Source organism: Streptomyces chrestomyceticus JCM 4735 (assembly GCF_003865135.1).
Classification (GTDB): domain Bacteria; phylum Actinomycetota; class Actinomycetes; order Streptomycetales; family Streptomycetaceae; genus Streptomyces; species Streptomyces chrestomyceticus.
This window is the reverse complement of sequence record NZ_BHZC01000001.1, coordinates 2829148-2851389: the sequence shown is the minus strand read 5'-3', so window position 1 is coordinate 2851389 and position 22242 is coordinate 2829148. Positions and strand designations below refer to the sequence as shown.

Sequence of the window (22242 nt, the reverse complement as noted above, 5' to 3'; positions counted from 1 at the left end):
CAACTAACGCTCCTGCTGGTGAGTGGGGTCGACAATGCCGTGGTTGCCGGTGGAGGCGTTCTCCTCGGCCCGGTAACGGCCTTGCTGGATACCCCGACGAAGATTGGTCAGACGGCCGCGCACGTCGTCGGGCGCACGCGAGACCTGCGGACCGGTCTGGTGGGACTGCTGCTGCGCGGTGCCGGCGACCAGGTTGGCGCGCGGTACCCGGCGGGGCAGTCCGGAGGTGGTGACGCCACCGGCGGCGGGCTGGCGGATCTGCTCCGCCTGCCGCCAGCGCTCGTCGTTGGGCGAGGCACGCCACTGGCCCTGCTCACCCTGGGTTCGGCTGTCGGCGGCGGCACCGTCGAAGAGCGAGCCGGACGTACCGGCGGACGCGCCGCCGGCGGCGGCACCGGGCTCGCGGCGCGGCAGCGGCGGCGCCTCGGAGTGCTCCGCCGACGGGGCCGAGGGCTCGTCGGCGGCCTGCTGCGGTACCGAGGCCGCACCGGACGCCGGGTGGCTGAACCAGTTCGACTCGATGGTGTCGAAGATCGGCGTACGGCCGTCACCCGGACCGGCGGGCGAACCGCCGCCGAGGAGGTCACCGGAGGCGCCGTCCTGGCGCTGCCGCTCCTGCGGCACCGCGAACTCGCCGGTGCCCTGCTGCGACCCGTTCTGCAGGTCGGCGGGGAGGGCGAACTCGCCCGTGACGCCGGCGTCCTGCTGCTGCGCGCCGCCGCCGAAGGCACTGCCGCCCGTGAAGGCGTTGCCCGCGGCCGCGTCATAACCGTTGTTCCCGTACGCGGTCTCGCCGAAGCCGCGCCCGTCGTCCGGGCGGGCGAACTGCCCGGTGTCGCCGGGGCCCTGCGGCGACTCGCCGCGCAGGTCGGCGGGCAGCTCGTACTGACCGGTCGCCTGGTCGTCGCGCTGCGGCGCGCCGGAACCGAAGGCGTCGGTACGGGCGAACTCGCCGCTGTCACCGGGGCCGCGGCCGGTCCGGTCGGCGTCCGCGCCGGGCGGCGAGGCGTCGAAGTCGGGACGGGCGAACTCCGCCGTGTCACCGGGGCCGCCGGCCGCCGGGCGGGCGAAGCCGCCGGTGGTCTCCGGCTCCTCGTGGCCGCGCGGCCGGTCCTGCTCCTGGCGGGGCGTCATCGGCCAGTCGTCCGAGGCGCCGCGCTCACGGCGGGCACCCCAGCTCGTGGTGTTGGGCTGCGAGGGGCCGCCGGTGGCGTCCGCGCCGCCGGTCAGCTCACCGGCCGCGCCGCGCTGCGGAAGCTCCGGGCGCTCGTCACGGCGGGGCGCGCCCGTCGGGGGAGCGACCGTCGGCATCTGCGAGGTGTCACCGGCACCGGCGCCCGTGTTCGCACCGGCCGGCGCGCCACGGGTCGGCAGCGCCGGACGCCCGTCGCTGAGCTGACCGGTGTTCGGGGTGCTCTTGGAGGGACCGGCGGGCGCGTTGCCCGTACGGCCGGCCGGCGCGCCGAACGCACCGGCACCCGGCCCGCCCTGGCCGCCCGGACCGCCGCGGCCCGGCAGCGCCGGACGCGCGCCGCCCGCACCGACCTGGCCACGCGGCTGCAGACCGGCGAGACGGTTGGCGGAGGCGTTCGGGGTGTGCGGCGCGGGGGCACCCTCGACGGAACCGGCACCCGGCCCGCCCTTGCCGCCCGGCTGGGGCTTCTTGCCGCCCTGGGCGACATCGACCGGCAGCATGACCAGCGCCGTCGTACCGCCCGAGTCGGACGGCCGCAACTGGATGCGGATGCCGTGCCGCAGCGACAGGCGGCCGACCACGAACAGACCCATGCGGCGGGAGACCGAGACGTCCACCGTCGGCGGGCTGGCCAGCCGCTCGTTGATCGCGGACAGGTCCTCGGGGGACAGGCCGATACCGGTGTCGTGGATCTCGACCAGGACGCGGCCGTCGGGCAGCGCGTGACCGGTCACCTTGACCTTGGTCTGCGGGGAGGAGAACGAGGTCGCGTTCTCCAGCAGCTCGGCGAGCAGGTGCACGAGGTCGTTGACGACCCGGCCGGCGACCTCGGTCTGCGGTACGGCGCTCAGTTCGATGCGCTCGTACTGCTCCACCTCGGACGCGGCGGCGCGCAGCACGTCGACCAGCGGGACCGGGCGCGTCCAGCGGCGGCCCGGCTCCTCGCCCGCGAGGACGAGGAGGTTCTCACCGTTACGGCGCATACGGGTCGCGAGGTGGTCCAGCTTGAACAGCGAGGAGAGCTGGTCCGGGTCGGCCTCGCGGGACTCCAGTTCGGAGATGAGCGAGAGCTGACGCTGGATGAGGCCCTGGCTGCGGCGCGAGAGGTTGGTGAACATCGCGTTGACGTTGCCCCGCAGCAGCGCCTGCTCGGACGCCAGCCGGACGGCTTCGCGGTGCACGTCGTCGAAGGCCGCGGCCACCTTGCCGATCTCGTCCCGGCTGTGCACGCCGACGGACTCCACGGAGGTGTCCACGTCCTGCGGGTCCGCCTCGGAGAGCTGCTTGACCAGCTCGGGCAGGCGCTCCTGGGAGACCTTCTGCGCGGTGTCCTGGAGCCGGCGCAGCGAGCGCACCATGGACCGGGACACGACGAACGCGCCGACCAGCGAGATGCCCAGGACCAGCAGGATCAGCGCACCGCTGAGGATGGCCTCCTGCGTCGCCTCGTTGCGCAGCTCGCGGGACTTCTGCTCCATCTGCGAGAGCAGCGAGCTCTCGATACGGCCCATCTCGTCGATCTTGACGGTGTCCGTGTCGTACCAGTCGAGGTACTTGTAGTCCTCGCTGTGGATGCCGCCGTCGCTGGCGAAGGCGCGGTGCGCGAAGGCGACGGCCGCCTTGATGTCGTCGTTGTTGCCGTCCAGACCCTTGGTGAGGTCGGTGGCGCCGGTGTAGATCTGCGAGAAGCGGTCGCGGGCCGCCTTCTCATTGTCCTCGGCGGTACGGCCGGCCAGCCGGTCGTTGGAGGAGAGCTGCGGGCTGCCCTTGTGCGCGAGGCCGGCACTGACCAGCGCGCGCTGCATCGACGCGTATTCCTTGGCGGAGGAGAACGCCGCGAGCGCACGGGTGCTGCGGATCATCTCCGGGTTGCTGGTCGCCTGCGCCATGTCCTGGGAGAGCGCGAGCAGCGAGGTGATGAGCTGGTTGTAGCTGCTGACCGTACGGGCGGCGTTGTCGCCGTCCTTGTACGCGTTGTTGCGGATCTCGTTGAGGGTGTTGAGCTGACGCCCGATGTCCAGCAGGGTCGCCTGCACACCGGCCATCGTCGGGTCGTCGCGCTGGACGTCACCGGTGGCCTTGTTGAACGCCTGCTTGGCCCGGTCGGTCGCCTCACGCGGGGCGACGACACTGGCGTCGTCCTTGACGTTGCCGGTGCCGGCGATCGGGCCCGCCGACTTGTCCCGCTCCGTCTGGAGGGCGTCGGCCAGCTCGGTGGCCTGCCGCGTCATCTCGGTGAGCAACTGCATCTTGTCGAGCTGGTCGATGTTCTCCAGCGACGTGTTGATGCGCATGCCGCCGAGCGTGGTCGCGGCGATGACGGGGAGCGCGAGCAGGGAGACCAGGCGGGTGCTGATGCGCCAGTTGCGCATGGCTATTCGCGCGCCGGGGCCGCTCGGCTCCTTGGCGCCCTTCGGCGGCTTGGGCGAGGCGCCGTCGGCGGAGTCACCCCCGGCCGCCGGGCCGGGGCCCTGGCCATGCTGGGGCGAGGCGGCGCGGTCGCTTCCGCCGCGCAGCTCCGGGTCCGCCGCAGCTTCCCCTTGGCCCTGGCGGGCCTGGGGAGACCCGTCCCTCTTGAAACGTCCCTGCACTAGCGTCGCAACCTCTGGACCAGGCGTCCCTCCGCGTGAACGGCGGGACGGTTGTCGAGTCGTAGGGGACCGGGGCCCCCGTTTGGCGGTCGTGAGTGACCGGCGAGCTGCCCTCTCTGGCCGAGAGAGCGGCACCACCGCGCGGCGCTTCGCTGCGCCCCCTGCGCGCCGTCCGGCTGAAACCTGCGGCGGTCCGTGGAATTCCAGCACAGTGCAGGATCTCCAACAAGGGCGGTGCCGTCCGCTGTGACATGCGTGACGCAATGTACGGAACACGTCACAACACGTAGAGAGTGACGCTGTCGATAACGGACTAATGCCCGCGAGTCGCTCGCGGGCACCTCCTGTCCCAGGTGGGGTGATCGGGAGCGGAACATGGGCTTCAGTCCAGCAATGTCCGTTTCGCCCCTGGATGTTGATCATGAGAAATGCGGCATTTGTCACACACTTCGTGAGCAAACTCACAGGCCGCGTGTCGACTTTCCCGAAGTCACGCGGGGAATAGCGCGCATAGCCTGACGCTTTACACAGTTGCCCGAAATGACAAGGCCGCAATCCTCCGGACGCGGGGAAACGGCCTTGCTCCCCGACCCCACGCGAGGCATGAAGCAGTGAAGACCACGATGATGTTCCGCAACATAGCCAACCCGCGGCGCACCACCCTCGCCCACCTCAAGGACGCCGACGACCTCCAGAACGCCGCGCCCGAGGCCCCGGAGCACCCCGTCGAGCTGCCCACCCAGACCGCCAACCCCCGCCGCACCGTCCTCATGGACGCCCCCGCGCCGCAGACGGTCCCCGCGCAGGCCACGGCCCAGGACGCGGCCGTCTGACCTAGGGGAAGCGGGCCCGCCGCGCCCCCCGCGATAGCCTGGAGTGTCAACTCCGGCCAGTGATCTATGAGGGGCAGCGGCAACCCGTGCGCATCGCCAGATTCTCCATCGACGGCAACGTCGGCTTCGGCGTCCTCGACGGCGACGACATCGACGTCATCAAGGGACACCCCTTCGCGGAATTCGAGCGCTCGGGTCACAAGGTCCCCCTCGACAAGGTCCGCCTGCTGCCCCCGGTCCTGCCCAACAAGGTCGTCGCGGTCGGCCGCAACTACGCGGAACACGCGCGCGAGCTGGGCAACGAGGTCCCGGATGTGCCGGTCACCTTCTTCAAGCCCTCCACCTCGGTGGTCGGCCCCGGCGACCCGGTGGTCTACCCCTCCTTCTCCCAGGAGGTCCACCACGAGGCCGAGCTCGCCGTCGTCATCGGCCGCATGTGCCGCGAGGTCCCCCGCGAGCGCGCCAAGGACGTGATCCTCGGCTACACCTGCGCCAACGACATCACCGCGCGCGACGTGCAGAAGCGCGAGGCGCAGTGGGCGCGGGCCAAGGGCTTCGACACCTCCTGCCCGCTCGGCCCCTGGGTCGAGACGGAGCTGGACCCGAGCGACCTGACCATCATGTGCACCGTCAACGGCGAACAGCGCCAGCTCGGCCGCACCAGCGAGATGGTCCGCTCCGTCGAGGACCTGATCGTGCACATCACCGAGGCGATGACGCTGCTCCCCGGCGACGTCGTCCTCACGGGCACCCCGGCCGGGGTCGGCCCCCTCCAGGACGGCGACGAGGTCGCCGTCCACATCGAAGGCATCGGCACTCTCACCAACAAGGTGATCAAGCGTGGCTAACGCGACCCCCGTCCGCGTCCGTTTCTGTCCCTCCCCGACCGGCAACCCCCACGTGGGCCTGGTCCGTACCGCCCTGTTCAACTGGGCCTACGCCCGCCACGAGCAGGGCACCATGGTCTTCCGCATCGAGGACACCGACGCGGCCCGTGACTCCGAGGAGTCCTACGAGCAGCTCCTGGACTCGATGCGCTGGCTGGGCCTGGACTGGGACGAGGGCCCCGAGGTCGGCGGCCCCCACGCGCCGTACCGCCAGTCGCAGCGCATGGACCTCTACAAGGAGATCGCGCAGAAGCTGCTGGACGCCGGCCACGCGTACAAGTGCTACTGCTCCACCGAGGAGCTGGACGCCCGCCGCGAGGCCGCCCGCGCAGCCGGCAAGCCCTCCGGTTACGACGGCAAGTGCCGCGCCCTGACGGCCGACGAGATCACCGCGTACGAGGCCGAGGGCCGCGAGCCGATCGTCCGCTTCCGGATGCCGGACGAGCCGATCACCTTCACGGACCTGGTCCGCGGCGAACTGACCTTCACCCCGGAGAACGTCCCGGACTACGGCATCCTCCGCGCCAACGGCGCGCCGCTGTACACCCTGGTCAACCCGGTCGACGACGCCCTGATGGAGATCACCCACGTCCTGCGCGGCGAGGACCTGCTCTCCTCCACCCCCCGCCAGGTGGCCCTCTACAAGGCCCTGATCGACCTGGGCGTCGCCAAGTACGTCCCCTACTTCGGTCACCTGCCCTACGTCATGGGCGAGGGCAACAAGAAACTCTCGAAGCGCGACCCGCAGGCTTCCCTCAACCTCTACCGCGAGCGCGGCTTCCTCCCCGAGGGTCTCCTCAACTACCTCTCCCTCCTCGGCTGGTCCTTCTCCGCCGACCAGGACGTCTTCTCCATCGAGGAGATGGTCGCGGCCTTCGACATCGCCGACGTCAACGCCAACCCGGCCCGCTTCGACCTCAAGAAGGCCGAGGCGATCAACGCCGACCACATCCGCCGCCTGGACGTGAAGGCGTTCATCGAAGCCTGCCGCCCCTGGCTCCAGGCCCCCCACGCCAACTGGGACCCGGCCGACTTCGACGAGGCGGCCTGGCAGGCCATCGCCCCGCACGCGCAGACCCGCCTGACGGTCCTCTCCGACATCACCGCCAACGTCGACTTCCTCTTCCGCAAGGAGCCGGTCGAGGACGAGGCGTCCTGGAACAAGGCGATGAAGGGCGACCCGGTGGCCCTGCTCACCACCGCCCGCGAGAAGCTGGCCGGCGCCGACTGGTCCAGCCCCGACTCCCTCAAGGAGGCCGTCCTGGCCGCCGGCGAGGCCCACGGCCTCAAGCTCGGCAAGGCCCAGGCCCCGGTCCGCGTGGCCGTCACCGGCCGCACGGTCGGCCTCCCGCTCTTCGAGTCCCTGGAAATCCTGGGCAAGGAGCGCACGCTGGCCCGCATCGACGCGGCGCTGGCGAAGCTGGGCGCGTAACGCGGAGGCTTTACGCCGTACGGCGAAGGGGCGGCCACCGGAATTCGGTGGCCGCCCCTTCGCACGTGGTGGGGGTGGGTCACGCGGCCACGAGATCGATGACGTTGATCACGACGTGCGTGTTGGACACCACGTACTGGATGAAGCCGCCCTCGAAGGCGGCCGACCAACTGTTGTCCCGATGGCTCTTGGCGGGCGCGCCGAACGGGTTCAGGCTGAGCCGTTTCTCCAGCTCCTCCAAGGAGGCCCGTTGCGCGGTGCCCAGGGCCGCCTTGCACCGTGCGGCACGGTCCGCGTACCTGATGACGTAAGCGGTCATGGGCACCTGCCGACGTCGATCGGATTGTTCTCGGCGTCGTACGCGTTGCCCTCGGCGTCCCGGAAGACCATGCCTTCCGTGTCCCCCTCCGCCAGGCGCTTGGCCATCTGCTCCACCTGATCCAGGTAGCCGGGCGTCGCGCACGCGCAAGCGAAGGGGAACCACTTGTCGACAACCCGGTCCAGCTCCGCACGATCGAACTCCGCCGCCGCGCTGAGCCAGTCCTGCTCGAAGTACTGCAGCCAGTCCGGCCGCCGCTGCAACGCCGTACGGATGGCGTCCGGAGTCCGCTCGCAGGCGTCCCGGTCCACTTCGATCTCTCTGTCCATGGCCGGCGACCTCCGGTACGTGTTGGCAGGGCGGGACCCACGGTAGGCGGCGGTGGGGCACGCATCCAGGAGATCCGCGCTTCCGTGCCGCAACGGGCGCATCATGACCGGCGACGGTCGAATCGGCCCGTCCTTCACGCCCCCGGCCAGACGACGCTCCCGAGACTCCCCGGCCGCATCGACACGAACCGGGCCGCGCGCTCCGGCGCCGCCACCGACATCCGGAAGCCACCCTCCACGGCGGCGACATCCGCCCGCCCGTCCTCGTAGGCGAGCCCCCAGGCGGCGACCCGAGCGTCCCGCAGGCCGCAGATGCCGAACTCCTCGACGACGGCGAAGAGGCGGGGCGCGGTGGCGTCGACCAGTTCTTGGACCTCTTGGGCGAAGCCGTTGGGTGGGTCGGGGAGGGGCGGGGGTGGGGATACGGTGGTCATGTGAAGTCTCCTGGCTGTGGGCGAAGTTGATCGGCTGGTGACTAGGAGGCTAGGGCAATGGCTGGTATGCAGCCCAGCATTCTGCTGGATCGCATATCACTACCACTCGTGTGAGTGAAAGGGCGGCAGGCGTGGCTCGTGCGAAGGTTCCGCCGACGGTCAGACAGCGACGTCTGGGAGCTGAGCTGCGCCGTCTGCGCGAGCACGCAGATCTGTCCGCGACGCGCGCCGGGGAACTGTTCGGTGCGCCGCAATCGCGCATCAGCAACATCGAGGCGGGTAGTTACGCGGTCAGCGCGGACCGTGTCAGGGCGTTGGCCCGGCTCTACGAATGCTCGGATGACGCCCTCATTCAGGCGCTAGCCGCGATGACCGGCGGCCGTACGCGGGGCTGGTGGGAGGAGTACCGCGAGATCCTGCCGGCTGACGCGTTGGACCTGGCCGAGCTGGAACATCACGCACGTGCCCTACGGGTCGCCTCGGTGATCCACATCCCTGGGCTGTTGCAGACCAGGGACCATGCCCGTGTGGTCATCGGTGACGTAGTGCCTCACCTGACTCCCGATGAGATCGAGCATCGGGTTTCCCATCGCCTCAAGCGCCAAGGCGTGGTCCATGGGGAATCAGCGACCCCGCTGCTGGCGATCATTCACGAAGCCGCCTTGCACATAGGGTTTGGCGGTCCCGCCGTCGCGCGGGAACAGCTCCAGTATCTCGTCGACCGGAGCGAGGAGGCGCACGTGGACGTGCGGGTGATCCCGTTCGGAACGGGCACTTTCCCCGGAGCAGGGCACGGCATCGTCCAGTTCGTCGGCGACATCCCCAACCTGGACACGATCCAGCTCGACACCGACCATGGCTCCCTCTTCATCGGTGGAGAGGCGCATGTCACGAAGTACCGCGCCGTCCTGGACCGAATGGAGTCCCGGGCGCTGAAGCCGTCTCAGTCGCGGGACCTGATCCTGCGGGTGAGGAACGAGTTGTGAAGGAGCGAGGCCCAGCATGACCCGTCTGACCTGGCAGAAGTCGACCTTCAGTGGAGAGGCTGCCAACTGCGTGAACATCGCCGCCACACCTGACGGCACCGTACTTCTCCGCGAGAGCGATGCTCCGGAGGCGATCCTGTCGGCCACTCGCGACGGGCTGGCCGCGTTCCTGGCGGCGATCAAGGCGAGCGGTGTGGGACGAACTGCCAGGGGGTGAAGCCCGTTATGTTCCGCCTGGTCTGGCAGAAGTCTTCGTACAGCAATGCGGGTGCGAACTGCGTGAACATCGTTGCTGTACCTGACGGCACCGTACGTCTGCGGGAAAGCGACGATCCGCAGGTGACCCTCTCGACCTCCCGCCAGGGGTTGGCCGCGTTTGTGGCGGTCCTCAAGGGAAGCGGTGTAGAGGGAATGCTGTAGCCAGGGTTTGTCACCGACCGATCGAGACCGGTCCACTCCTGGCATCTGCCTCGGCTGATGTGAGGTGCGGGCCCGGTCTCGATCGGGTCACCGTGTGGATCGCCGCTTGGCCACGTATCGGGCGACTCGGGTGGCGCCCATGAGTACTGGTGCCGCGATGATCCCTCCGGCCAGCCCCCACAGGACGCTGGCTACAAAAGACTGGTGGCCCAGGCTGAGGCCGAGGACCACTCCCAGTCCGCACAACACCGCGAGCGAGACGGTCCGCTCAGCGCTGGGGTGCCGACTCTCCATGCTGTCTGTCATGTCGGTGCTCCTCACAGGCCATGTCGTCCGGGATCGAAGGAAGAAGGCAACGGCTGTCAGCCGAAGAGGCCGCTGATCGCCCCGGCGACGCCACCGGCCACACCTGATGCGACAGCTCCGGGGAGGCACCCCACTCCTCCGGCGAGGGCGCCGGCCGCACATCCGCCGACCAGGCCGGCGGCCGTTCCCTTGGCCGCATCGTTCAGCCACTTGGGGTCGGCGACGACGGGGAATGCCGTGGAGTCCGCGATCCGTACCGACTGGACGAGGGTGTTGCCGTCGACGCGGTAGCTGGTGGGTACGGGCTTGCCGTTGGCGTCCTTGGCCCAGGGGGTGGTGAAACCGCCGAGGAAGGTGCCGTTCTTGGCGATGGCGGCGACCGCGCCGTTGTCGAGCTCGACCAGGCGGGCGCCGGCGGGAAGGCCGACGTCGTAGCGCTGTTCGCGCGGGGCGGTGACGTCCTTGAGGACGGCCAGGGCGCGAATGCCGCCGTCGGTGGTGGGCTGGACGGCGAGGTCGGTGGCCTCGGCTGCGCCGGGGTAGACAGTGGTGTTCTTGCCGGCCTTGGCGCCGGTGACGTTCTTGGTGCCGGGAAGGGCGATGGATACGGCGTCACCCGTCGCGGTGCCGGCCTTGGCGTCCCCGGTGGAACGCTGGGGGATCGTGGTGCCAGGGGCCGGGGTCAGAGCGATGTCGGTGGTGCCGGTGGCCTTCTCGACCAAGGCCGCGGTCTGCTCGGCCGGGGAAGGGATGTCACCGGCGAAGGCGGCGGGGGCGGCCCCGAGCGTGAGTGTTGCTGCGCTGATGGTGGCGACGACGGTACTGGCTATGCGCTGGCGGTGGTTCATGAAGGCCCTTCGTAGACGGATCTGCAACCCTCTGGCGCCAATGTGTTGGGCATATGCCAGGGGCGAGCGGATCTGAGCGTGGCATATCCGAAGGGGTAGCTAAAGGTTGAATGAGCGATTACCTCGGGAATCGGGTCCTTGGTCCCGGGGGCGCGAGCCGTACGGCTGGGCCGGCTGCTGATGAGGCCCAAGCGATTGACGTGACGGCCGGGACCTTGGTCCCGCACCGGCGAATGGGTCCGGCCGGGACCGCACGCGCCATGTGCCCGTACGTAACCGCTAAGCGCGCAGGGGTCCGACGGTCGACCCCCGGCCACCGGAGCCCCATGCCACCTTCGGTGCGCGAGCGCGCCTCGGCACGCCTCCGCGCGCTTGTGTTTTCCCCACTCGCTGTGGTGGCGGTAGCCGGCCACGCGGACCCGCATTGCCATGGCCTTGACGTGGGCAGGGCGAAAACTCGGGCGCTCGCGCGGCCCGTCCGGGTACCGTCGGCTTCATGACCATCGAGGCCGTCCTCTGGGACGTGGACGACACCCTCTTCGACTACACGGGGTCGGACCGCGTGGGAGCCCTGCGGCACATCGAGGCGGAGGGGCTGCTCGCGCGGTACGCGGACGCCGAGTGCGCGCTCGGGCGGTGGCGGGAGTGCATGGAAGCCGCCTTCGGGCGGTTTCTCGCCGGGGAAGTGGGGTTCCTGGAGCATCGCAGGGAGCGGGCTCGGGCCTTCCTCGGGGCGGAGCTGAGTGACGACGAGGCCGATGCCTGGTTCGGGCGGTACGTCGCGCTGTACGAGGCGGCCTGGACGCTGTTCCCGGACTCCGTGCAGGCGCTGACGGACCTGGCGCCGCTGGCCCGGCAGGGTGTGCTGTCGAACTCGTCCGTCCGTAATCAGGACCGCAAGCTGCGGGCGCTCGGCATACGCGAGCACTTCGAGGTGGTGCTGTGCGCCGACGAGGTGGGGCACGCGAAACCGGCGGCGGAGGCGTTCCTGGCGGCCTGTGACGCCATGGGCCTGGCGCCCGAGCGGGTCGTGTACGTCGGGGACAAGCTGGACGTGGACGCGATCGGCGCGCGCGACGCGGGGCTGGGCGCCGTGTGGGTGGACCGGAGCGGGGTGGAGGGGGACGTGCCGGACGGGGTGACGCGGATCGGCGGGCTCGGCGAGCTGCCGGGGCTGGTGCGCGGCCTTATCGGTTTTGGAGCGTCGTCCACCTTCGGGTAATGTTCTTTCTGCGCCGCCCGGGCGGGCCGAAAAAGCCGGACCGGGAAGCGCAAGCCGAACAAGACCCCTGGCGGGGGTTGCGTTCCGGTGGGCTATGGTGTAATTGGCAGCACGACTGATTCTGGTTCAGTTAGTCTAGGTTCGAGTCCTGGTAGCCCAGCAAGAGATCTTCTGAAGGTCTCTTGATCATGCAGTACCAGGCCCCCGTTGTGTAGCGGCCTAGCACGCCGCCCTCTCAAGGCGGTAGCGCCGGTTCGAATCCGGTCGGGGGTACAGATCCTTTCTCACCGTCACCTTCGGGTCGCTCCCGGATGCGACGACGCAAGGATCGCTAGGGCCCCCGTTGTGTAGCGGCCTAGCACGCCGCCCTCTCAAGGCGGTAGCGCCGGTTCGAATCCGGTCGGGGGTACTGGTCTAAACCACCATGGGCTATGGTGTAATTGGCAGCACGAGTGATTCTGGTTCATTTAGTCTAGGTTCGAGTCCTGGTAGCCCAGCGCGAAACCGCAGGTCAGACTGTGGTTCTGCAAAGCAGGCCCCCGTTGTGTAGCGGCCTAGCACGCCGCCCTCTCAAGGCGGTAGCGCCGGTTCGAATCCGGTCGGGGGTACGCACAGAAGAGGCCCTTCCCTGGTCGGGGGAGGGCTTCTTCGCGTTCGCGTGGGAAGGCCCTCGCGCAGGGTCCGGCGTCACGAGGTGTCGCCCCTGAAGCGGCGGTGCGATTCCTCCGCCTCCGCCAGCCGCCGCAGGCTCAGCAGGACCGGTTCGAGCAGCACGGTCAGGGCCACCGCGGCCTCCACCTGCTCGGCGGGCGTCTCGTACTCCTCCACCAAATCCAGGTCGGCGACGGCCATTTCGCCCGCGAGCCGGGCGTACGGCAGCAGGTTCTCGACGGCGTGCGGATAGCCGAGCCGGGCGAGCGCGGCCAGCGCGTTCACCAGCATGCCGTACGTGGGGGAGACCGGGCCGACCTCCAGCCCGTACTGCCAGCCCAGGCGGCGCAGCAGCTCGTCGGCCGTGCGGCGGGCGGCGGTGGTCTCCGGGGCCTCCTTGGGCGGGCCGGGAGGGTGGGGGAGGGCCCATACGGCCGCGCCGAGGCGCAGGTGGTGGTCCAGCGACTCGTCCTCGACCGCGGCCAGCACCTCGCGCGCGGTGGCCACCGGCATCTTGCCGACCTGGACCAGCGCGCGGACCAGGCGCAGCCGGCGCAGGTGGGCGTCGCCGTATTCGGCGGTGGTGGCGGTGATCCGTTCGCCGGGCGGCAGCAGTCCTTCCCGCAGGTAGTACTTGATCGTGGCGGTGGACAGCCCGCTGCGTTCGCTCAGTTCTGACAGTCGCACCGCTTGCGCCCTTCCTTGGAGAGTGTCACTATCCAAGCATGGATAGTGACGCTATCCAAAGAGTCGGGAGGTAGGGGGACCGTCATGGGGGACAAGGTCGTATCGGGGCGCACGGTGGCGGACGCCGACGGGGAGGTGGTCGTCTTCCTGGTCGGTATGCGCATCAACAAGTTCCGGGCGGTGCGCAGTTGGCTTCCCGTGCTACGCGCGATGCCGCGGCTGGTCAGGGAGTTGGTGTGCGACCCGGGCGCCGGGATGCTCGCCTACCGGATGCTGAACGGCGGGCCGCGCGTCTTCACCGTCGTCCAATACTGGGAGTCGCGCGAGAAGTTGTACGCCTACGCCGCCGACCCGGAGATGGGGCACCGCCCCGCGTGGGCGGCGTTCAACCGCCGCGCGCGGAGCGGCGCAGGGGCGGTGGGGATCTGGCACGAGACCTATGTCGTACCGGCGGGCGCGTACAGCACGATCTACAGTTCGATGCCGCTGGGCGGGCTCGGCGCCGCATACGGTATCGCCGCGCCGGGGCGGCGCGGGGCGCTCAGTGCGCCCGTGGGCGGGGTGTAGTCACGCCTCGGTGTGGCCGACCGGCCGGTGCGGGCGTCGGCGGCCGCACCGGCCGGTCGTTCGTTTTCGCAGGTCAGCGGCTCAGCCCGTACGGCGCAGCGCCTCGCTGAGCCGGGCCGCCGCGTCGATGACCGCCTGGGCGTGCATCCGGCCCGGGTGGCGGGTCAGCCGCTCGATCGGTCCGGAGACCGAGACGGCGGCGACCACGCGGTTCGACGGGCCGCGTACGGGGGCGGAGACCGAGGCCACGCCGGGCTCCCGCTCGCCGATCGACTGCGCCCAGCCCCGGCGTCGTACGCCGGACAGCGCGGTGGCCGTGAAACGGGCGCCCTGGAGGCCGCGGTGCAGGCGCTCCGGCTCCTCCCAGGCCATCAGGATCTGGGCGGCCGAACCGGCCTTCATGGGGAGCGTGGAGCCGACCGGGACGGTGTCCCGCAGTCCGGACAGCCGTTCCGCCGCGGCCACGCAGATCCGCATGTCGCCCTGGCGCCGGTAGAGCTGCGCGCTCTCGCCCGTCACGTCGCGCAGATGCGTGAGCACCGGTCCGGCCGTGGCCAGCAGGCGGTCCTCGCCGGCCGCGGCGGCCAGTTCCGACAGCCGCGGGCCGAGGATGAACCGGCCCTGCATGTCCCTCGCCACCATCCGGTGGTGTTCCAGTGCCACGGCCAGCCGGTGTGCCGTGGGTCGTGCGAGCCCGGTCGCCGTGACCAGCCCGGCGAGGGTGGCCGGACCGGACTCCAGAGCGCTCAGTACCAGAGCTGCCTTGTCGAGAACGCCGACGCCGCTAGAGTTGTCCATGCAACGATACTCGCGTCTCACAGTGTGAAACGCAAGTTCAATTTTCCTGGGAAGCCGCCAATCTGTAGGCGCGGCCCCCGACCAGGGCCCGGCACGGCGTCCGGATCCGGGGGACGGGCGCCGCGTACACAGTCGAGTTGGGCCGGCAATGCGGCCGGCCGGAGGGAAAGCGATGGCACGGACACTCGCGGAGAAGGTCTGGGACGACCACGTCGTCCGGCGCGCCGAAGGCGAGCCCGACCTCCTCTTCATCGACCTGCACCTGCTCCACGAGGTGACCAGCCCGCAGGCGTTCGACGGCCTGCGCAAGGCCGGCCGGCCGGTGCGGCGCACCGACCTCACCATCGCCACCGAGGACCACAACACCCCCACCCTCGACATCGACAAGCCGATCGCCGACCCCGTCTCCCGCACGCAACTGGAGACGCTGCGCAAGAACTGCGCGGAGTTCGGCGTCCGGCTGCACCCGCTGGGCGACGTCGAGCAGGGAGTCGTCCACGTAGTGGGACCGCAGTTGGGACTGACCCAGCCGGGCACCACCGTGGTCTGCGGCGACAGCCACACCTCCACCCACGGCGCCTTCGGCGCGCTGGCCTTCGGCATCGGCACCAGCCAGGTCGAGCACGTGCTCGCCACCCAGACGCTGCCGATGGCGCCCTTCAAGACCATGGCCGTCACCGTCGAGGGCGAGCTGCCCGACGGCGTCACCGCCAAGGACCTGATCCTCGCCGTCATCGCCCGGATCGGCACCGGCGGCGGCCAGGGGTACGTCATCGAGTACCGCGGCGAGGCCATCGAGAAGCTCTCGATGGAGGCCCGGATGACCATCTGCAACATGTCCATCGAGGCGGGCGCCCGGGCCGGCATGATCGCCCCCGACGAGACCACCTTCGCCTACCTCCAGGGCCGCGACCACGCGCCCCAGGGGGCCGACTGGGACGCCGCCGTCGCGTACTGGAAGACCCTGCGCACCGACGACGACGCGGTCTTCGACCACGAGGTCGTCGTGGACGCTTCCGAGCTGGCGCCGTTCGTCACCTGGGGCACCAACCCGGGCCAGGGCGCACCCCTTTCGGCGGACGTCCCCGACCCCGCTTCGTACGAAGACGCATCGGAGCGCTTCGCCGCCGAAAAGGCCCTGGAATACATGGGGTTGACGGCGGGTCAGCCGCTGCGCGACATCCGTGTGGACACCGTCTTCGTAGGTTCCTGCACCAATGGGCGCATCGAGGATCTGCGCGCCGCCGCCGAGATCGTACGGGGCCGCCGGGTCGCCGACGGCGTACGGATGCTCGTCGTACCGGGGTCGGTACGGGTCTCCCTCCAGGCGGTCTCGGAGGGCCTCGACAAGGTGTTCACCGAGGCCGGTGCAGAGTGGCGGCACGCCGGCTGCTCGATGTGCCTCGGCATGAACCCGGACCAGCTCGCACCCGGCGAGCGGTCCGCCTCGACCTCCAACCGCAACTTCGAGGGACGGCAGGGCAAGGGCGGCCGTACCCACCTGGTCTCGCCCCAGGTCGCCGCCGCAACGGCGGTTCTCGGCCATCTGGCATCGCCGGCCGACCTGTCCGACGCCGACGCCGACGTACGCACGCCCGCGGGAGTCTGAACCATGGAAGCTTTCACCACGCACACCGGCCGGGCCGTCCCGCTGCGCCGCAGCAACGTCGACACCGACCAGATCATCCCGGCCCACTGGCTCAAGAAGGTCACCCGGGACGGCTTCGAGGACGGGCTCTTCGAGGCCTGGCGCAAGGATCCGGCGTTCGTCCTGAACCAGGAGGCGTACCGGGGGGCGACCGTCCTGGTGGCCGGACCCGACTTCGGCACCGGCTCCTCGCGCGAGCACGCGGTGTGGGCCCTGCAGAACTACGGCTTCAAAGCCGTCATCTCCGCGCGTTTCGCGGACATCTTCCGGGGCAACTCGCTGAAGAACGGACTGCTGACCGTGGTGCTGCCGCAGGAGACCGTCGAGGCGCTGCAGCAGCTCGCCGAGGCCGACCCCGCGGCCGAGGTCACCGTCGACCTCGTCGGCCGGCAGGTCCGGGCACCGGGCATCACCGCAGGGTTCGAGCTGGACGAGAACGCGCGTTGGCGGCTGCTGGAGGGCCTGGACGACATCAGCCTCACCCTTCGGGAGGAGGAGGCCATCGCCACGTACGAGGCGAACAGGCCGTCGTTCAAGCCGCGTACGGTAGTAGTCTGACCTCGGGTTTTTTGGCTCAAAGCCTTATTGCGTACGATGCGCCCCTTGCTAGTTGGCAGGGGGCGCATCGGCGTGTGGAGGCTGCCGTTGAGGCCCCGTGAAGCGACAACTCGCCGCAGATGGCACAATTAGCGCATGGAACGCGACGACCAACTCGAGCTCTACGGTGTCGTCGCCGACCGACTCAAGGACGCACACACACGAGTGCGGACACTGCAAGTCCCGGAGGGCGTACGCATGGCGCTGACCCGGAAGCTGCTCGTCATCACGGCGGCGGCGAAACACGATCTGGCGGACGCGGCAAGGCGTCTGGAGTGGTTCATGAACGACCTCGACGAGGGTCGCTTTCCCGTAGACGTGCACGCCGATGGAACTCCGTGAAGGTCGAGTTCGTTGCGGCACAAGGGTGATTAGCCCGTTTCGTGTTTGATTTGCGGTATATATCTGCCTAACGTGCGAAAAGGCTTGAACACTTTCGTTCCAGCAATGTCTCCGAAGGGGAAGACGTGAACAAGGCGCAGCTCGTAGAAGCCATTGCCGACAAGCTCGGCGGCCGTCAGAACGCCGCGGACGCGGTGGACGCGGTACTGGACGCAATCGTCCGTGCAGTTGTCTCCGGCGACCGCGTATCGGTCACCGGATTCGGTTCGTTCGAGAAGGTGGACCGTCCGGCCCGCTACGCCCGCAACCCGCAGACGGGTGAGCGGGTGCGGGTCAAGAAGACCTCGGTGCCCCGTTTCCGCGCGGGTCAGGGCTTCAAGGACCTGGTCAGCGGCTCGAAGAAGCTCCCGAAGAACGACGTGGCCGTGAAGAAGGCTCCCAAGGGCAGCCTCTCGGGCGGTTCTTCCACCCGTACGACGGCCAAGGCCGCCGCCAAGAAGGCCACGGCCAAGAAGTCGGCCGCGAAGAAGGCCACGGCCACCGCCGCCAAGAAGGCCACGCCGGCGAAGAAGACCACCGCCACGGCGAAGAAGGCCACGGCCACCACCGCCAAGAAGGCCACCCCGGCGGCGAAGAAGGCCACCGCCACCACGGCGAAGAAGTCGGCGGCCAAGAAGACCACGGCCACCGCCGCCAAGAAGGCCACCCCGGCCAAGAAGGCCACCGCCACCGCCAAGAAGGCGACGGCCAAGAAGACCGCGCCCGCGACCAAGGCGACGGCCAAGAAGGCCCCGGCCAAGAAGACCACGGCCCGCAAGACCACCGCCAAGAAGACCACCGCCCGCAAGCGGTAATCCAGCAGCGGCGACGCCACGCGTCGGGCCGGACTCCCCTCGGGGAGCCCGGCCCGCGGTGCGTCGCGGACCGCCCGCCAGGTGCGCGGCGCGGCCCGGACGCGGTGCGCGGCGCGGCCCGGACGCCGTGTGCCGTCTAGGCTGGTCACCATGCAGGCCACCGCGTACACCTACGACGCCCAGACCCGCTCCGGCAGCGTGCTGCTCGACGACGGCACCCCGCTGCCCTTCGACGCCGCGGCCTTCGACGCGGGCGGCCTGCGGCTGCTGCGGCCCGGCCAGCGGGTCCGTATCGACGTCGAGGGAGAGGCCGGGGGCGGCACGGAGACGGACGGGCGCCGCATCGTGCTCGTCACGCTTCAGACGTTCTGACGGCTTTCCGGCACTTCTCGAAGACTCCCTCAGGGCGCCCGGACGCCTTCCGCCGCCGCGTAAGCCCGCATCCGCGGCACACAGCGGGCGGTGTGCCGCCCCACACCCAGTGCCAGCGCGGCCCGCAGGTCCTCCCCGGTGTCCACGTCCCGGCGTACGGATTCGGTCCCCGGCAGCACGATCTCCCGCGCTCCCGATTCGCGGTGACGCGCCCGGGACGGCCCCCCGAAAGCGGGTGCCAATTCCACTCCCGGCGCCGCGCACAGCAGTGTCGTCCCGATTTCCGCCGCATCCGCGAGAAATGCCCGGGGAAATGCCGCGGCCGCCGACAGCACCCGCGTCAGTTCCGCGGGGCGCAACGCCGGGAGATCCGCGTTCAGTGCCGCCACGGCCGCGGCGGCGCGCCGCCGCCGCACCTGATCCGCGCCGTACGCCAGCGCAGCGTTCAGGCCGCGGCCCGGAACGTCCGCGACGACCCGCGCTCCGAGGGCCGCCAACCGCTCCCCGGCCACCGGATCGTCCGTGACAACCGCCACATCCAGGACGTCTTCGCAGGCCAGCGCAGCCGTCACGGTGTCCAGCGCGAACGCCAGTGCCAACTGGGGCCGGAGCTCTTCCCCCGCCGCCCGGGACAGCCTGCTCTTCGCCCGTACCAGGGGTTTCAGCGGTACGACCAGGCTCCAGCCCACGTCCGCTCCGTCTCTTCGCATCGCCCTCATTCTCACCCGCCGTCACCGCCTTCCGTGAGCGGCGGGGTTACGGTGTTCTCGACATAGCGGGTACCTGGGGCGACACTTGTGCGGCTGCCGGGTCGCAGCAGCTCAGCAGATCCCACAAGGAGGGTGTCCCAGTGTCCCGCCGCAGAATCGGCTTCTGGTACCGCTTGGCCGCGGTCATCTGCAAACCGCCGCTCCTGGTTCTGTTCAAGCGGGACTGGCAGGGAATGGAGCACATTCCCGCCGACGGCGGATTCATCACCGCGGTCAACCACAACTCGTATCTGGACCCGCTGTCGTATGCGCACTACCAGTACAACACCGGCCGGGTCCCGCGATTCCTCGCCAAGTCCGGACTCTTCAAGGGCGGCTTCGTCGGCCTGATGATGCGCGGAACCGGCCAGATCCCCGTCTACCGGGAATCCGCCGACGCCGCGGTGGCCTTCCGCGCCGCCGTCGCCGCCATCAACAAGGGCGAATGCGTCGCCTTCTACCCCGAGGGCACCCTCACCCGCGACCCCGACATGTGGCCCATGCAGGGCAAGACGGGGGCCGCCCGGGTGGCGTTGCTCACCAAGGCCCCGGTCATCCCGGTGGCGCAGTGGGGCGCCAACGAGGTCATGCCGCCGTACGCCAAGGAGAAGAAGCTCCGGCTCTTCCCCCGCAAGACCCTGCGGGTCAAGGCGGGCCCGGCGGTCGACCTGAGCGAGTTCTACGGCAAGGAGCCCACCGCCGAGGTGCTGCGCGAGGTGACCGACAAGGTCATGGCCGCCGTCACCGCGATCCTCGCCGAGGTACGGAACGAACCGGCGCCGGCCGAGCCGTACGACCACCGCAAGGACGCCGTCCGGCGCAGCCGGGCCCGCCGCGAGCAGCAGAAGGCCGAGCGGGCGCGGAAGCTGGACGAGCAGGGCGTGAAACTGGACGACCAGGCACCGAAGACACAGGAGGATGAAGGCAAGTGACGCGCTGCGCCGTCTACGGCACGGGGTCCTGGGGCACCGCATTCGCGATGGTGCTCGGCGACGCGGGCTGCGAGGTGACGATGTGGGGCCGCAGAGCGGGCCTGGTCGACGCCATCAACACCGGCCGGACCAACCCCGACTATCTGCCGGACGCGGAGCTGCCGGAGACCGTACGGGCCACCACCGACCCCGCGGAGGCCGCGCACGGCGCCGATTTCACCGTCCTGGCCATCCCCTCGCAGACGCTGCGCGAGAACCTCGCCGCCTGGGCGCCGCTGCTGCCCGCCGACACGGTCCTGGTCTCCCTGATGAAGGGCGTCGAACTGGGCACCGCCAAGCGGATGAGCGAGGTCGTCGAAGAGGTCGCCAAGGCCCCCGCCGAGCGGGTCGCGGTGCTGACCGGCCCCAACCTCGCCAAGGAGATCGCCGCCCGGCAGCCCGCCGCCGCGGTCGTCGCCTGTGTGGACGAAGCCGTGGCCCGGCGCCTCCAGGCCGCCTGCCACACCCCGTACTTCCGCCCGTACACCAACACGGACGTGGTCGGTGCCGAGCTGGGCGGCGCGGTCAAGAACGTCATCGCGCTGGCGGTCGGCATGGCCGGCGGCATGGGCCTGGGCGACAACGCCAAGGCGTCCCTGATCACCCGCGGCCTCGCCGAAACGACCCGGCTGGGCCTGGCGATGGGCGCCGACGCGCACACCTTCGCCGGTCTCGCCGGCATGGGCGACCTGGTCGCCACCTGCTCCTCGCCGCTCTCCCGCAACAACACCTTCGGCGCCAACCTCGGCCGCGGCATGTCGCTGGAGGAGACCATCGCGGTCACCAAGCAGACCGCGGAGGGCGTCAAGTCCTGCGAGTCGGTACTGGATCTCGCCCGCCGGCACGGCGTCGACATGCCGATCACCGAGACGGTCGTGGACATCGTCCACGAGGGCAAGCCGCCGCTGGTGGCCCTCAAGGAACTGATGTCGCGCAGCGCCAAGCCCGAGCGGCACTGACCGAGCGTTCACGCCCTGTGGGGGCCCGCGGCCGCTCCCGGGGCTGCGCCACCGGCCCTCCTGGGGCAGCAGGTACGCTCAACGCGATATGAGCAGCGAGACCCCTTCCCAGAAGCCCCGCGTCGCCGTCGTGTTCGGCGGGCGCAGCTCCGAGCACGCCATCTCCGTGGTCACCGCGGGTGCCGTGCTGGCCGCCATCGACCGCGAGAAGTACGACGTGCTGCCCATCGGCATCACGACCGACGGCCGGTGGGTGCTGACCGCCGACGCCCCGGAGCGGATGGCCATCACGGACCGGAAGCTGCCGGACGTGGCGGAGCTGAGCGAATCCGCCGAGGGCGCCGTCGTCCTGCCGGTGGACCCGACCAGCCGCGAGGTCGTCTACAGCGAGCCGGGCGCGGTGCCCAAGGCGCTCGGCGAGGTCGATGTCGTCTTCCCGGTGCTGCACGGCCCGTACGGTGAGGACGGCACCCTCCAGGGCCTCCTGGAACTGTCCGGCGTGCCCTACGTGGGCTCCGGGGTGCTCGCCTCGGCCGTCGGCCAGGACAAGGACTACATGAAGCGGGTGTTCACCTCCTTCGGGCTGCCGGTCGGCCCGTACGAGGTCGTCCGCCCCCGCGAGTGGGAGCAGGACCCCGCGGCGGCCCGCAAGAAGATCGTGGACTTCGCCGCGGAACACGGCTGGCCGCTGTTCGTGAAGCCCGCCCGCGCCGGTTCCTCCATGGGCATCACCAAGGTGGACGACGTCTCCGGCCTGGACGCGGCCGTCGAGGAGGCCCGCCGCCACGACCCCAAGATCATCGTGGAGTCGCTGCTGACCGGCCGGGAGATCGAGTGCGGCGTCCTGGAGTTCGCGGACGGCCCGCGCGCCAGCGTCCCGGCCGAGATCCCGCCGGTCTCCGACCACTCCTTCTACGACTTCGAGGCCAAGTACATCGACTCGGCCGCCGGCCTGGTGCCCGCCCCGCTCACCGGCGAGCAGACCGCGCGCGTCCAGGAGCTGGCCGTGGCGGCCTTCGAGGCGGCCTCCTGCGAGGGACTGGTGCGCGCCGACTTCTTCCTCCAGGACAACGGTGAGTTCGTGATCAACGAGATCAACACGCTGCCCGGTTTCACGCCCATCTCGATGTACCCGAGGATGTGGCAGGAGACCGGCGTCAGCTACCCCGAACTGGTCGACCGGCTGATCCAGGCGGCGCTGCGGCGCTCCACCGGGCTGCGCTGACCTCCGGACCTGCCCGGCCG

25 protein-coding genes and 5 tRNA genes are annotated in these 22242 nt (G+C 70.2%); 21 read left to right on the top strand and 9 right to left on the bottom strand.

What is annotated here, in order from left to right; translation table 11 throughout:
- Window positions 1-3: 3 nt before the first annotated feature.
- Window positions 4-3786, bottom strand: a complete 3783-nt coding sequence (locus tag EJG53_RS11715) for a sensor histidine kinase (RefSeq protein ID WP_125044793.1) — start codon at window positions 3784-3786, stop codon at window positions 4-6.
- Window positions 3787-4397: 611 nt separating this feature from the next.
- Here EJG53_RS11715 and EJG53_RS11710 point away from each other — a divergent pair.
- The 3 genes from EJG53_RS11710 to gltX all read left to right on the top strand — a co-directional run bounded on the left by EJG53_RS11710 (window position 4398) and on the right by gltX (window position 6938).
- On the top strand, window positions 4398-4619 hold the full coding sequence (locus tag EJG53_RS11710; protein WP_125044792.1) for a hypothetical protein: 222 nt from the start codon (window positions 4398-4400) through the stop codon (window positions 4617-4619).
- Window positions 4620-4705: 86 nt separating this feature from the next.
- Window positions 4706-5467 (top strand): fumarylacetoacetate hydrolase family protein, encoded by a 762-nt coding sequence (locus tag EJG53_RS11705; protein ID WP_030018347.1) that lies wholly within the window; start codon window positions 4706-4708, stop codon window positions 5465-5467.
- Entirely contained in the window at window positions 5460-6938 is a 1479-nt protein-coding gene (gltX, locus tag EJG53_RS11700; protein ID WP_125044791.1) for a glutamate--tRNA ligase, read from the top strand. Before EJG53_RS11705 ends, gltX begins: the two co-directional genes overlap by 8 nt.
- A 79-nt stretch (window positions 6939-7017) precedes the next feature.
- On the opposite strand, the gene EJG53_RS11695 is transcribed toward gltX, so the two are convergent.
- From EJG53_RS11695 to EJG53_RS11685, 3 genes are all read right to left on the bottom strand, one after another.
- Complete coding sequence (locus EJG53_RS11695; protein WP_125044790.1) at window positions 7018-7257, bottom strand: hypothetical protein; 240 nt, start codon at window positions 7255-7257, stop codon at window positions 7018-7020.
- Window positions 7254-7586 (bottom strand): DUF6247 family protein, encoded by a 333-nt coding sequence (locus EJG53_RS11690; RefSeq protein WP_030018350.1) that lies wholly within the window; start codon window positions 7584-7586, stop codon window positions 7254-7256. Before EJG53_RS11690 ends, EJG53_RS11695 begins: the two co-directional genes overlap by 4 nt.
- Before the next feature lie 134 nt (window positions 7587-7720).
- Window positions 7721-8020 carry a hypothetical protein gene (locus EJG53_RS11685; RefSeq protein ID WP_125044789.1) on the bottom strand — a complete coding sequence of 100 codons (300 nt, stop codon included), beginning with the start codon at window positions 8018-8020 and terminating at the stop codon, window positions 7721-7723.
- 131 nt (window positions 8021-8151) lie between these two features.
- On the opposite strand from EJG53_RS11685, the gene EJG53_RS11680 reads away from it, so the two are divergent.
- The 3 genes from EJG53_RS11680 to EJG53_RS11670 are packed head-to-tail and all read left to right on the top strand — an operon-like array spanning window position 8152 to window position 9426.
- Window positions 8152-9006 carry a helix-turn-helix domain-containing protein gene (locus tag EJG53_RS11680; RefSeq protein ID WP_031007195.1) on the top strand — a complete coding sequence of 285 codons (855 nt, stop codon included), beginning with the start codon at window positions 8152-8154 and terminating at the stop codon, window positions 9004-9006.
- Between the two features lie 16 nt (window positions 9007-9022).
- Window positions 9023-9223 carry a DUF397 domain-containing protein gene (locus tag EJG53_RS11675; protein ID WP_031007197.1) on the top strand — a complete coding sequence of 67 codons (201 nt, stop codon included), beginning with the start codon at window positions 9023-9025 and terminating at the stop codon, window positions 9221-9223.
- A gap of 8 nt (window positions 9224-9231) precedes the next feature.
- Window positions 9232-9426 (top strand): DUF397 domain-containing protein, encoded by a 195-nt coding sequence (locus EJG53_RS11670; RefSeq protein ID WP_125044788.1) that lies wholly within the window; start codon window positions 9232-9234, stop codon window positions 9424-9426.
- Window positions 9427-9513: 87 nt separating this feature from the next.
- Here EJG53_RS11670 and EJG53_RS11665 read toward each other — a convergent pair whose 3' ends face one another.
- Window positions 9514-9732 carry a hypothetical protein gene (locus EJG53_RS11665; RefSeq protein ID WP_125044787.1) on the bottom strand — a complete coding sequence of 73 codons (219 nt, stop codon included), beginning with the start codon at window positions 9730-9732 and terminating at the stop codon, window positions 9514-9516.
- Between the two features lie 56 nt (window positions 9733-9788).
- Window positions 9789-10580, bottom strand: a complete 792-nt coding sequence (locus EJG53_RS11660) for a hypothetical protein (RefSeq protein WP_125044786.1) — start codon at window positions 10578-10580, stop codon at window positions 9789-9791.
- Between the two features lie 496 nt (window positions 10581-11076).
- Here EJG53_RS11660 and EJG53_RS11655 point away from each other — a divergent pair, with 496 nt between their 5' ends.
- The 6 genes from EJG53_RS11655 (at window position 11077) to EJG53_RS11630 (ending at window position 12410) form a co-directional block, all read left to right on the top strand.
- On the top strand, window positions 11077-11802 hold the full coding sequence (locus tag EJG53_RS11655) for an HAD family hydrolase (protein ID WP_125044785.1): 726 nt from the start codon (window positions 11077-11079) through the stop codon (window positions 11800-11802).
- Window positions 11803-11890: 88 nt separating this feature from the next.
- Window positions 11891-11962: transfer RNA gene (locus EJG53_RS11650), tRNA-Gln, on the top strand.
- A gap of 40 nt (window positions 11963-12002) precedes the next feature.
- Window positions 12003-12075, top strand: a tRNA-Glu gene (locus EJG53_RS11645).
- A gap of 63 nt (window positions 12076-12138) precedes the next feature.
- Window positions 12139-12211 (top strand) — tRNA-Glu (locus tag EJG53_RS11640).
- A gap of 16 nt (window positions 12212-12227) precedes the next feature.
- A tRNA-Gln gene (locus tag EJG53_RS11635) sits at window positions 12228-12299 on the top strand.
- A 38-nt stretch (window positions 12300-12337) separates the two neighbouring features.
- A tRNA-Glu gene (locus EJG53_RS11630) sits at window positions 12338-12410 on the top strand.
- A gap of 79 nt (window positions 12411-12489) precedes the next feature.
- Here EJG53_RS11630 and EJG53_RS11625 read toward each other — a convergent pair.
- Window positions 12490-13140 (bottom strand): MerR family transcriptional regulator, encoded by a 651-nt coding sequence (locus EJG53_RS11625; protein WP_125044784.1) that lies wholly within the window; start codon window positions 13138-13140, stop codon window positions 12490-12492.
- An 84-nt stretch (window positions 13141-13224) separates the two neighbouring features.
- Here EJG53_RS11625 and EJG53_RS11620 point away from each other — a divergent pair, with 84 nt between their 5' ends.
- Complete coding sequence (locus EJG53_RS11620; RefSeq protein ID WP_125044783.1) at window positions 13225-13707, top strand: DUF4188 domain-containing protein; 483 nt, start codon at window positions 13225-13227, stop codon at window positions 13705-13707.
- Between the two features lie 81 nt (window positions 13708-13788).
- On the opposite strand, the gene ndgR is transcribed toward EJG53_RS11620, so the two are convergent.
- Window positions 13789-14505: an IclR family transcriptional regulator NdgR gene (gene ndgR / locus EJG53_RS11615; protein WP_003984709.1), complete on the bottom strand. Its 717-nt coding sequence runs from the start codon at window positions 14503-14505 to the stop codon at window positions 13789-13791.
- Window positions 14506-14677: 172 nt separating this feature from the next.
- On the opposite strand from ndgR, the gene leuC reads away from it, so the two are divergent.
- The 5 genes from leuC (at window position 14678) to EJG53_RS11590 (ending at window position 18318) form a co-directional block, all read left to right on the top strand.
- Window positions 14678-16114, top strand: a complete 1437-nt coding sequence (leuC, locus tag EJG53_RS11610; protein ID WP_125044782.1) for a 3-isopropylmalate dehydratase large subunit — start codon at window positions 14678-14680, stop codon at window positions 16112-16114.
- Between the two features lie 3 nt (window positions 16115-16117).
- Complete coding sequence (gene leuD, locus EJG53_RS11605; RefSeq protein ID WP_125044781.1) at window positions 16118-16711, top strand: 3-isopropylmalate dehydratase small subunit; 594 nt, start codon at window positions 16118-16120, stop codon at window positions 16709-16711.
- 135 nt (window positions 16712-16846) lie between these two features.
- Window positions 16847-17092 carry an SCO5555 family protein gene (locus EJG53_RS11600; protein ID WP_031007214.1) on the top strand — a complete coding sequence of 82 codons (246 nt, stop codon included), beginning with the start codon at window positions 16847-16849 and terminating at the stop codon, window positions 17090-17092.
- A gap of 125 nt (window positions 17093-17217) precedes the next feature.
- Window positions 17218-17946 carry an HU family DNA-binding protein gene (locus EJG53_RS11595; RefSeq protein WP_125044780.1) on the top strand — a complete coding sequence of 243 codons (729 nt, stop codon included), beginning with the start codon at window positions 17218-17220 and terminating at the stop codon, window positions 17944-17946.
- 150 nt (window positions 17947-18096) lie between these two features.
- Complete coding sequence (locus tag EJG53_RS11590; protein ID WP_125044779.1) at window positions 18097-18318, top strand: hypothetical protein; 222 nt, start codon at window positions 18097-18099, stop codon at window positions 18316-18318.
- Between the two features lie 29 nt (window positions 18319-18347).
- On the opposite strand, the gene cofC is transcribed toward EJG53_RS11590, so the two are convergent.
- Window positions 18348-19028 carry a 2-phospho-L-lactate guanylyltransferase gene (cofC, locus tag EJG53_RS11585; protein ID WP_244955104.1) on the bottom strand — a complete coding sequence of 227 codons (681 nt, stop codon included), beginning with the start codon at window positions 19026-19028 and terminating at the stop codon, window positions 18348-18350.
- 140 nt (window positions 19029-19168) lie between these two features.
- Here cofC and EJG53_RS11580 point away from each other — a divergent pair, with 140 nt between their 5' ends.
- The 3 genes from EJG53_RS11580 to EJG53_RS11570 all read left to right on the top strand — a co-directional run bounded on the left by EJG53_RS11580 (window position 19169) and on the right by EJG53_RS11570 (window position 22222).
- A complete protein-coding gene (locus tag EJG53_RS11580) occupies window positions 19169-19999 on the top strand; it encodes a lysophospholipid acyltransferase family protein (protein WP_125044777.1) in 831 nt (276 codons plus the stop codon).
- Window positions 19996-20997 carry an NAD(P)H-dependent glycerol-3-phosphate dehydrogenase gene (locus EJG53_RS11575; protein ID WP_125044776.1) on the top strand — a complete coding sequence of 334 codons (1002 nt, stop codon included), beginning with the start codon at window positions 19996-19998 and terminating at the stop codon, window positions 20995-20997. The genes EJG53_RS11580 and EJG53_RS11575 overlap by 4 nt, the downstream gene beginning before the upstream one ends.
- 88 nt (window positions 20998-21085) lie before the next feature.
- Window positions 21086-22222, top strand: coding sequence for a D-alanine--D-alanine ligase family protein (locus EJG53_RS11570; RefSeq protein WP_125044775.1), 1137 nt, complete (start codon window positions 21086-21088; stop codon window positions 22220-22222).
- Window positions 22223-22242 lie beyond the last annotated feature (20 nt).

What these genes read in the sequence shown, in the direction of transcription:
- EJG53_RS11695 (WP_125044790.1), bottom strand. Translation starts at nt 7,257, where the DNA reads ATGACCGCTTACGTCATCAGGTACGCGGACCGTGCCGCACGGTGCAAG.
- EJG53_RS11690 (WP_030018350.1), bottom strand. Translation starts at nt 7,586, where the DNA reads ATGGACAGAGAGATCGAAGTGGACCGGGACGCCTGCGAGCGGACTCCG.
- EJG53_RS11685 (WP_125044789.1), bottom strand. Translation starts at nt 8,020, where the DNA reads ATGACCACCGTATCCCCACCCCCGCCCCTCCCCGACCCACCCAACGGC.
- EJG53_RS11675 (WP_031007197.1), top strand. Translation starts at nt 9,023, where the DNA reads ATGACCCGTCTGACCTGGCAGAAGTCGACCTTCAGTGGAGAGGCTGCC.
- EJG53_RS11670 (WP_125044788.1), top strand. Translation starts at nt 9,232, where the DNA reads ATGTTCCGCCTGGTCTGGCAGAAGTCTTCGTACAGCAATGCGGGTGCG.
- EJG53_RS11665 (WP_125044787.1), bottom strand. Translation starts at nt 9,732, where the DNA reads ATGACAGACAGCATGGAGAGTCGGCACCCCAGCGCTGAGCGGACCGTC.
- EJG53_RS11660 (WP_125044786.1), bottom strand. Translation starts at nt 10,580, where the DNA reads ATGAACCACCGCCAGCGCATAGCCAGTACCGTCGTCGCCACCATCAGC.
- EJG53_RS11655 (WP_125044785.1), top strand. Translation starts at nt 11,077, where the DNA reads ATGACCATCGAGGCCGTCCTCTGGGACGTGGACGACACCCTCTTCGAC.
- EJG53_RS11620 (WP_125044783.1), top strand. Translation starts at nt 13,225, where the DNA reads ATGGGGGACAAGGTCGTATCGGGGCGCACGGTGGCGGACGCCGACGGG.
- ndgR (WP_003984709.1), bottom strand. Translation starts at nt 14,505, where the DNA reads ATGGACAACTCTAGCGGCGTCGGCGTTCTCGACAAGGCAGCTCTGGTA.
- leuC (WP_125044782.1), top strand. Translation starts at nt 14,678, where the DNA reads ATGGCACGGACACTCGCGGAGAAGGTCTGGGACGACCACGTCGTCCGG.
- leuD (WP_125044781.1), top strand. Translation starts at nt 16,118, where the DNA reads ATGGAAGCTTTCACCACGCACACCGGCCGGGCCGTCCCGCTGCGCCGC.
- EJG53_RS11600 (WP_031007214.1), top strand. Translation starts at nt 16,847, where the DNA reads ATGGAACGCGACGACCAACTCGAGCTCTACGGTGTCGTCGCCGACCGA.
- EJG53_RS11590 (WP_125044779.1), top strand. Translation starts at nt 18,097, where the DNA reads ATGCAGGCCACCGCGTACACCTACGACGCCCAGACCCGCTCCGGCAGC.
- cofC (WP_244955104.1), bottom strand. Translation starts at nt 19,028, where the DNA reads ATGCGAAGAGACGGAGCGGACGTGGGCTGGAGCCTGGTCGTACCGCTG.
- EJG53_RS11570 (WP_125044775.1), top strand. Translation starts at nt 21,086, where the DNA reads ATGAGCAGCGAGACCCCTTCCCAGAAGCCCCGCGTCGCCGTCGTGTTC.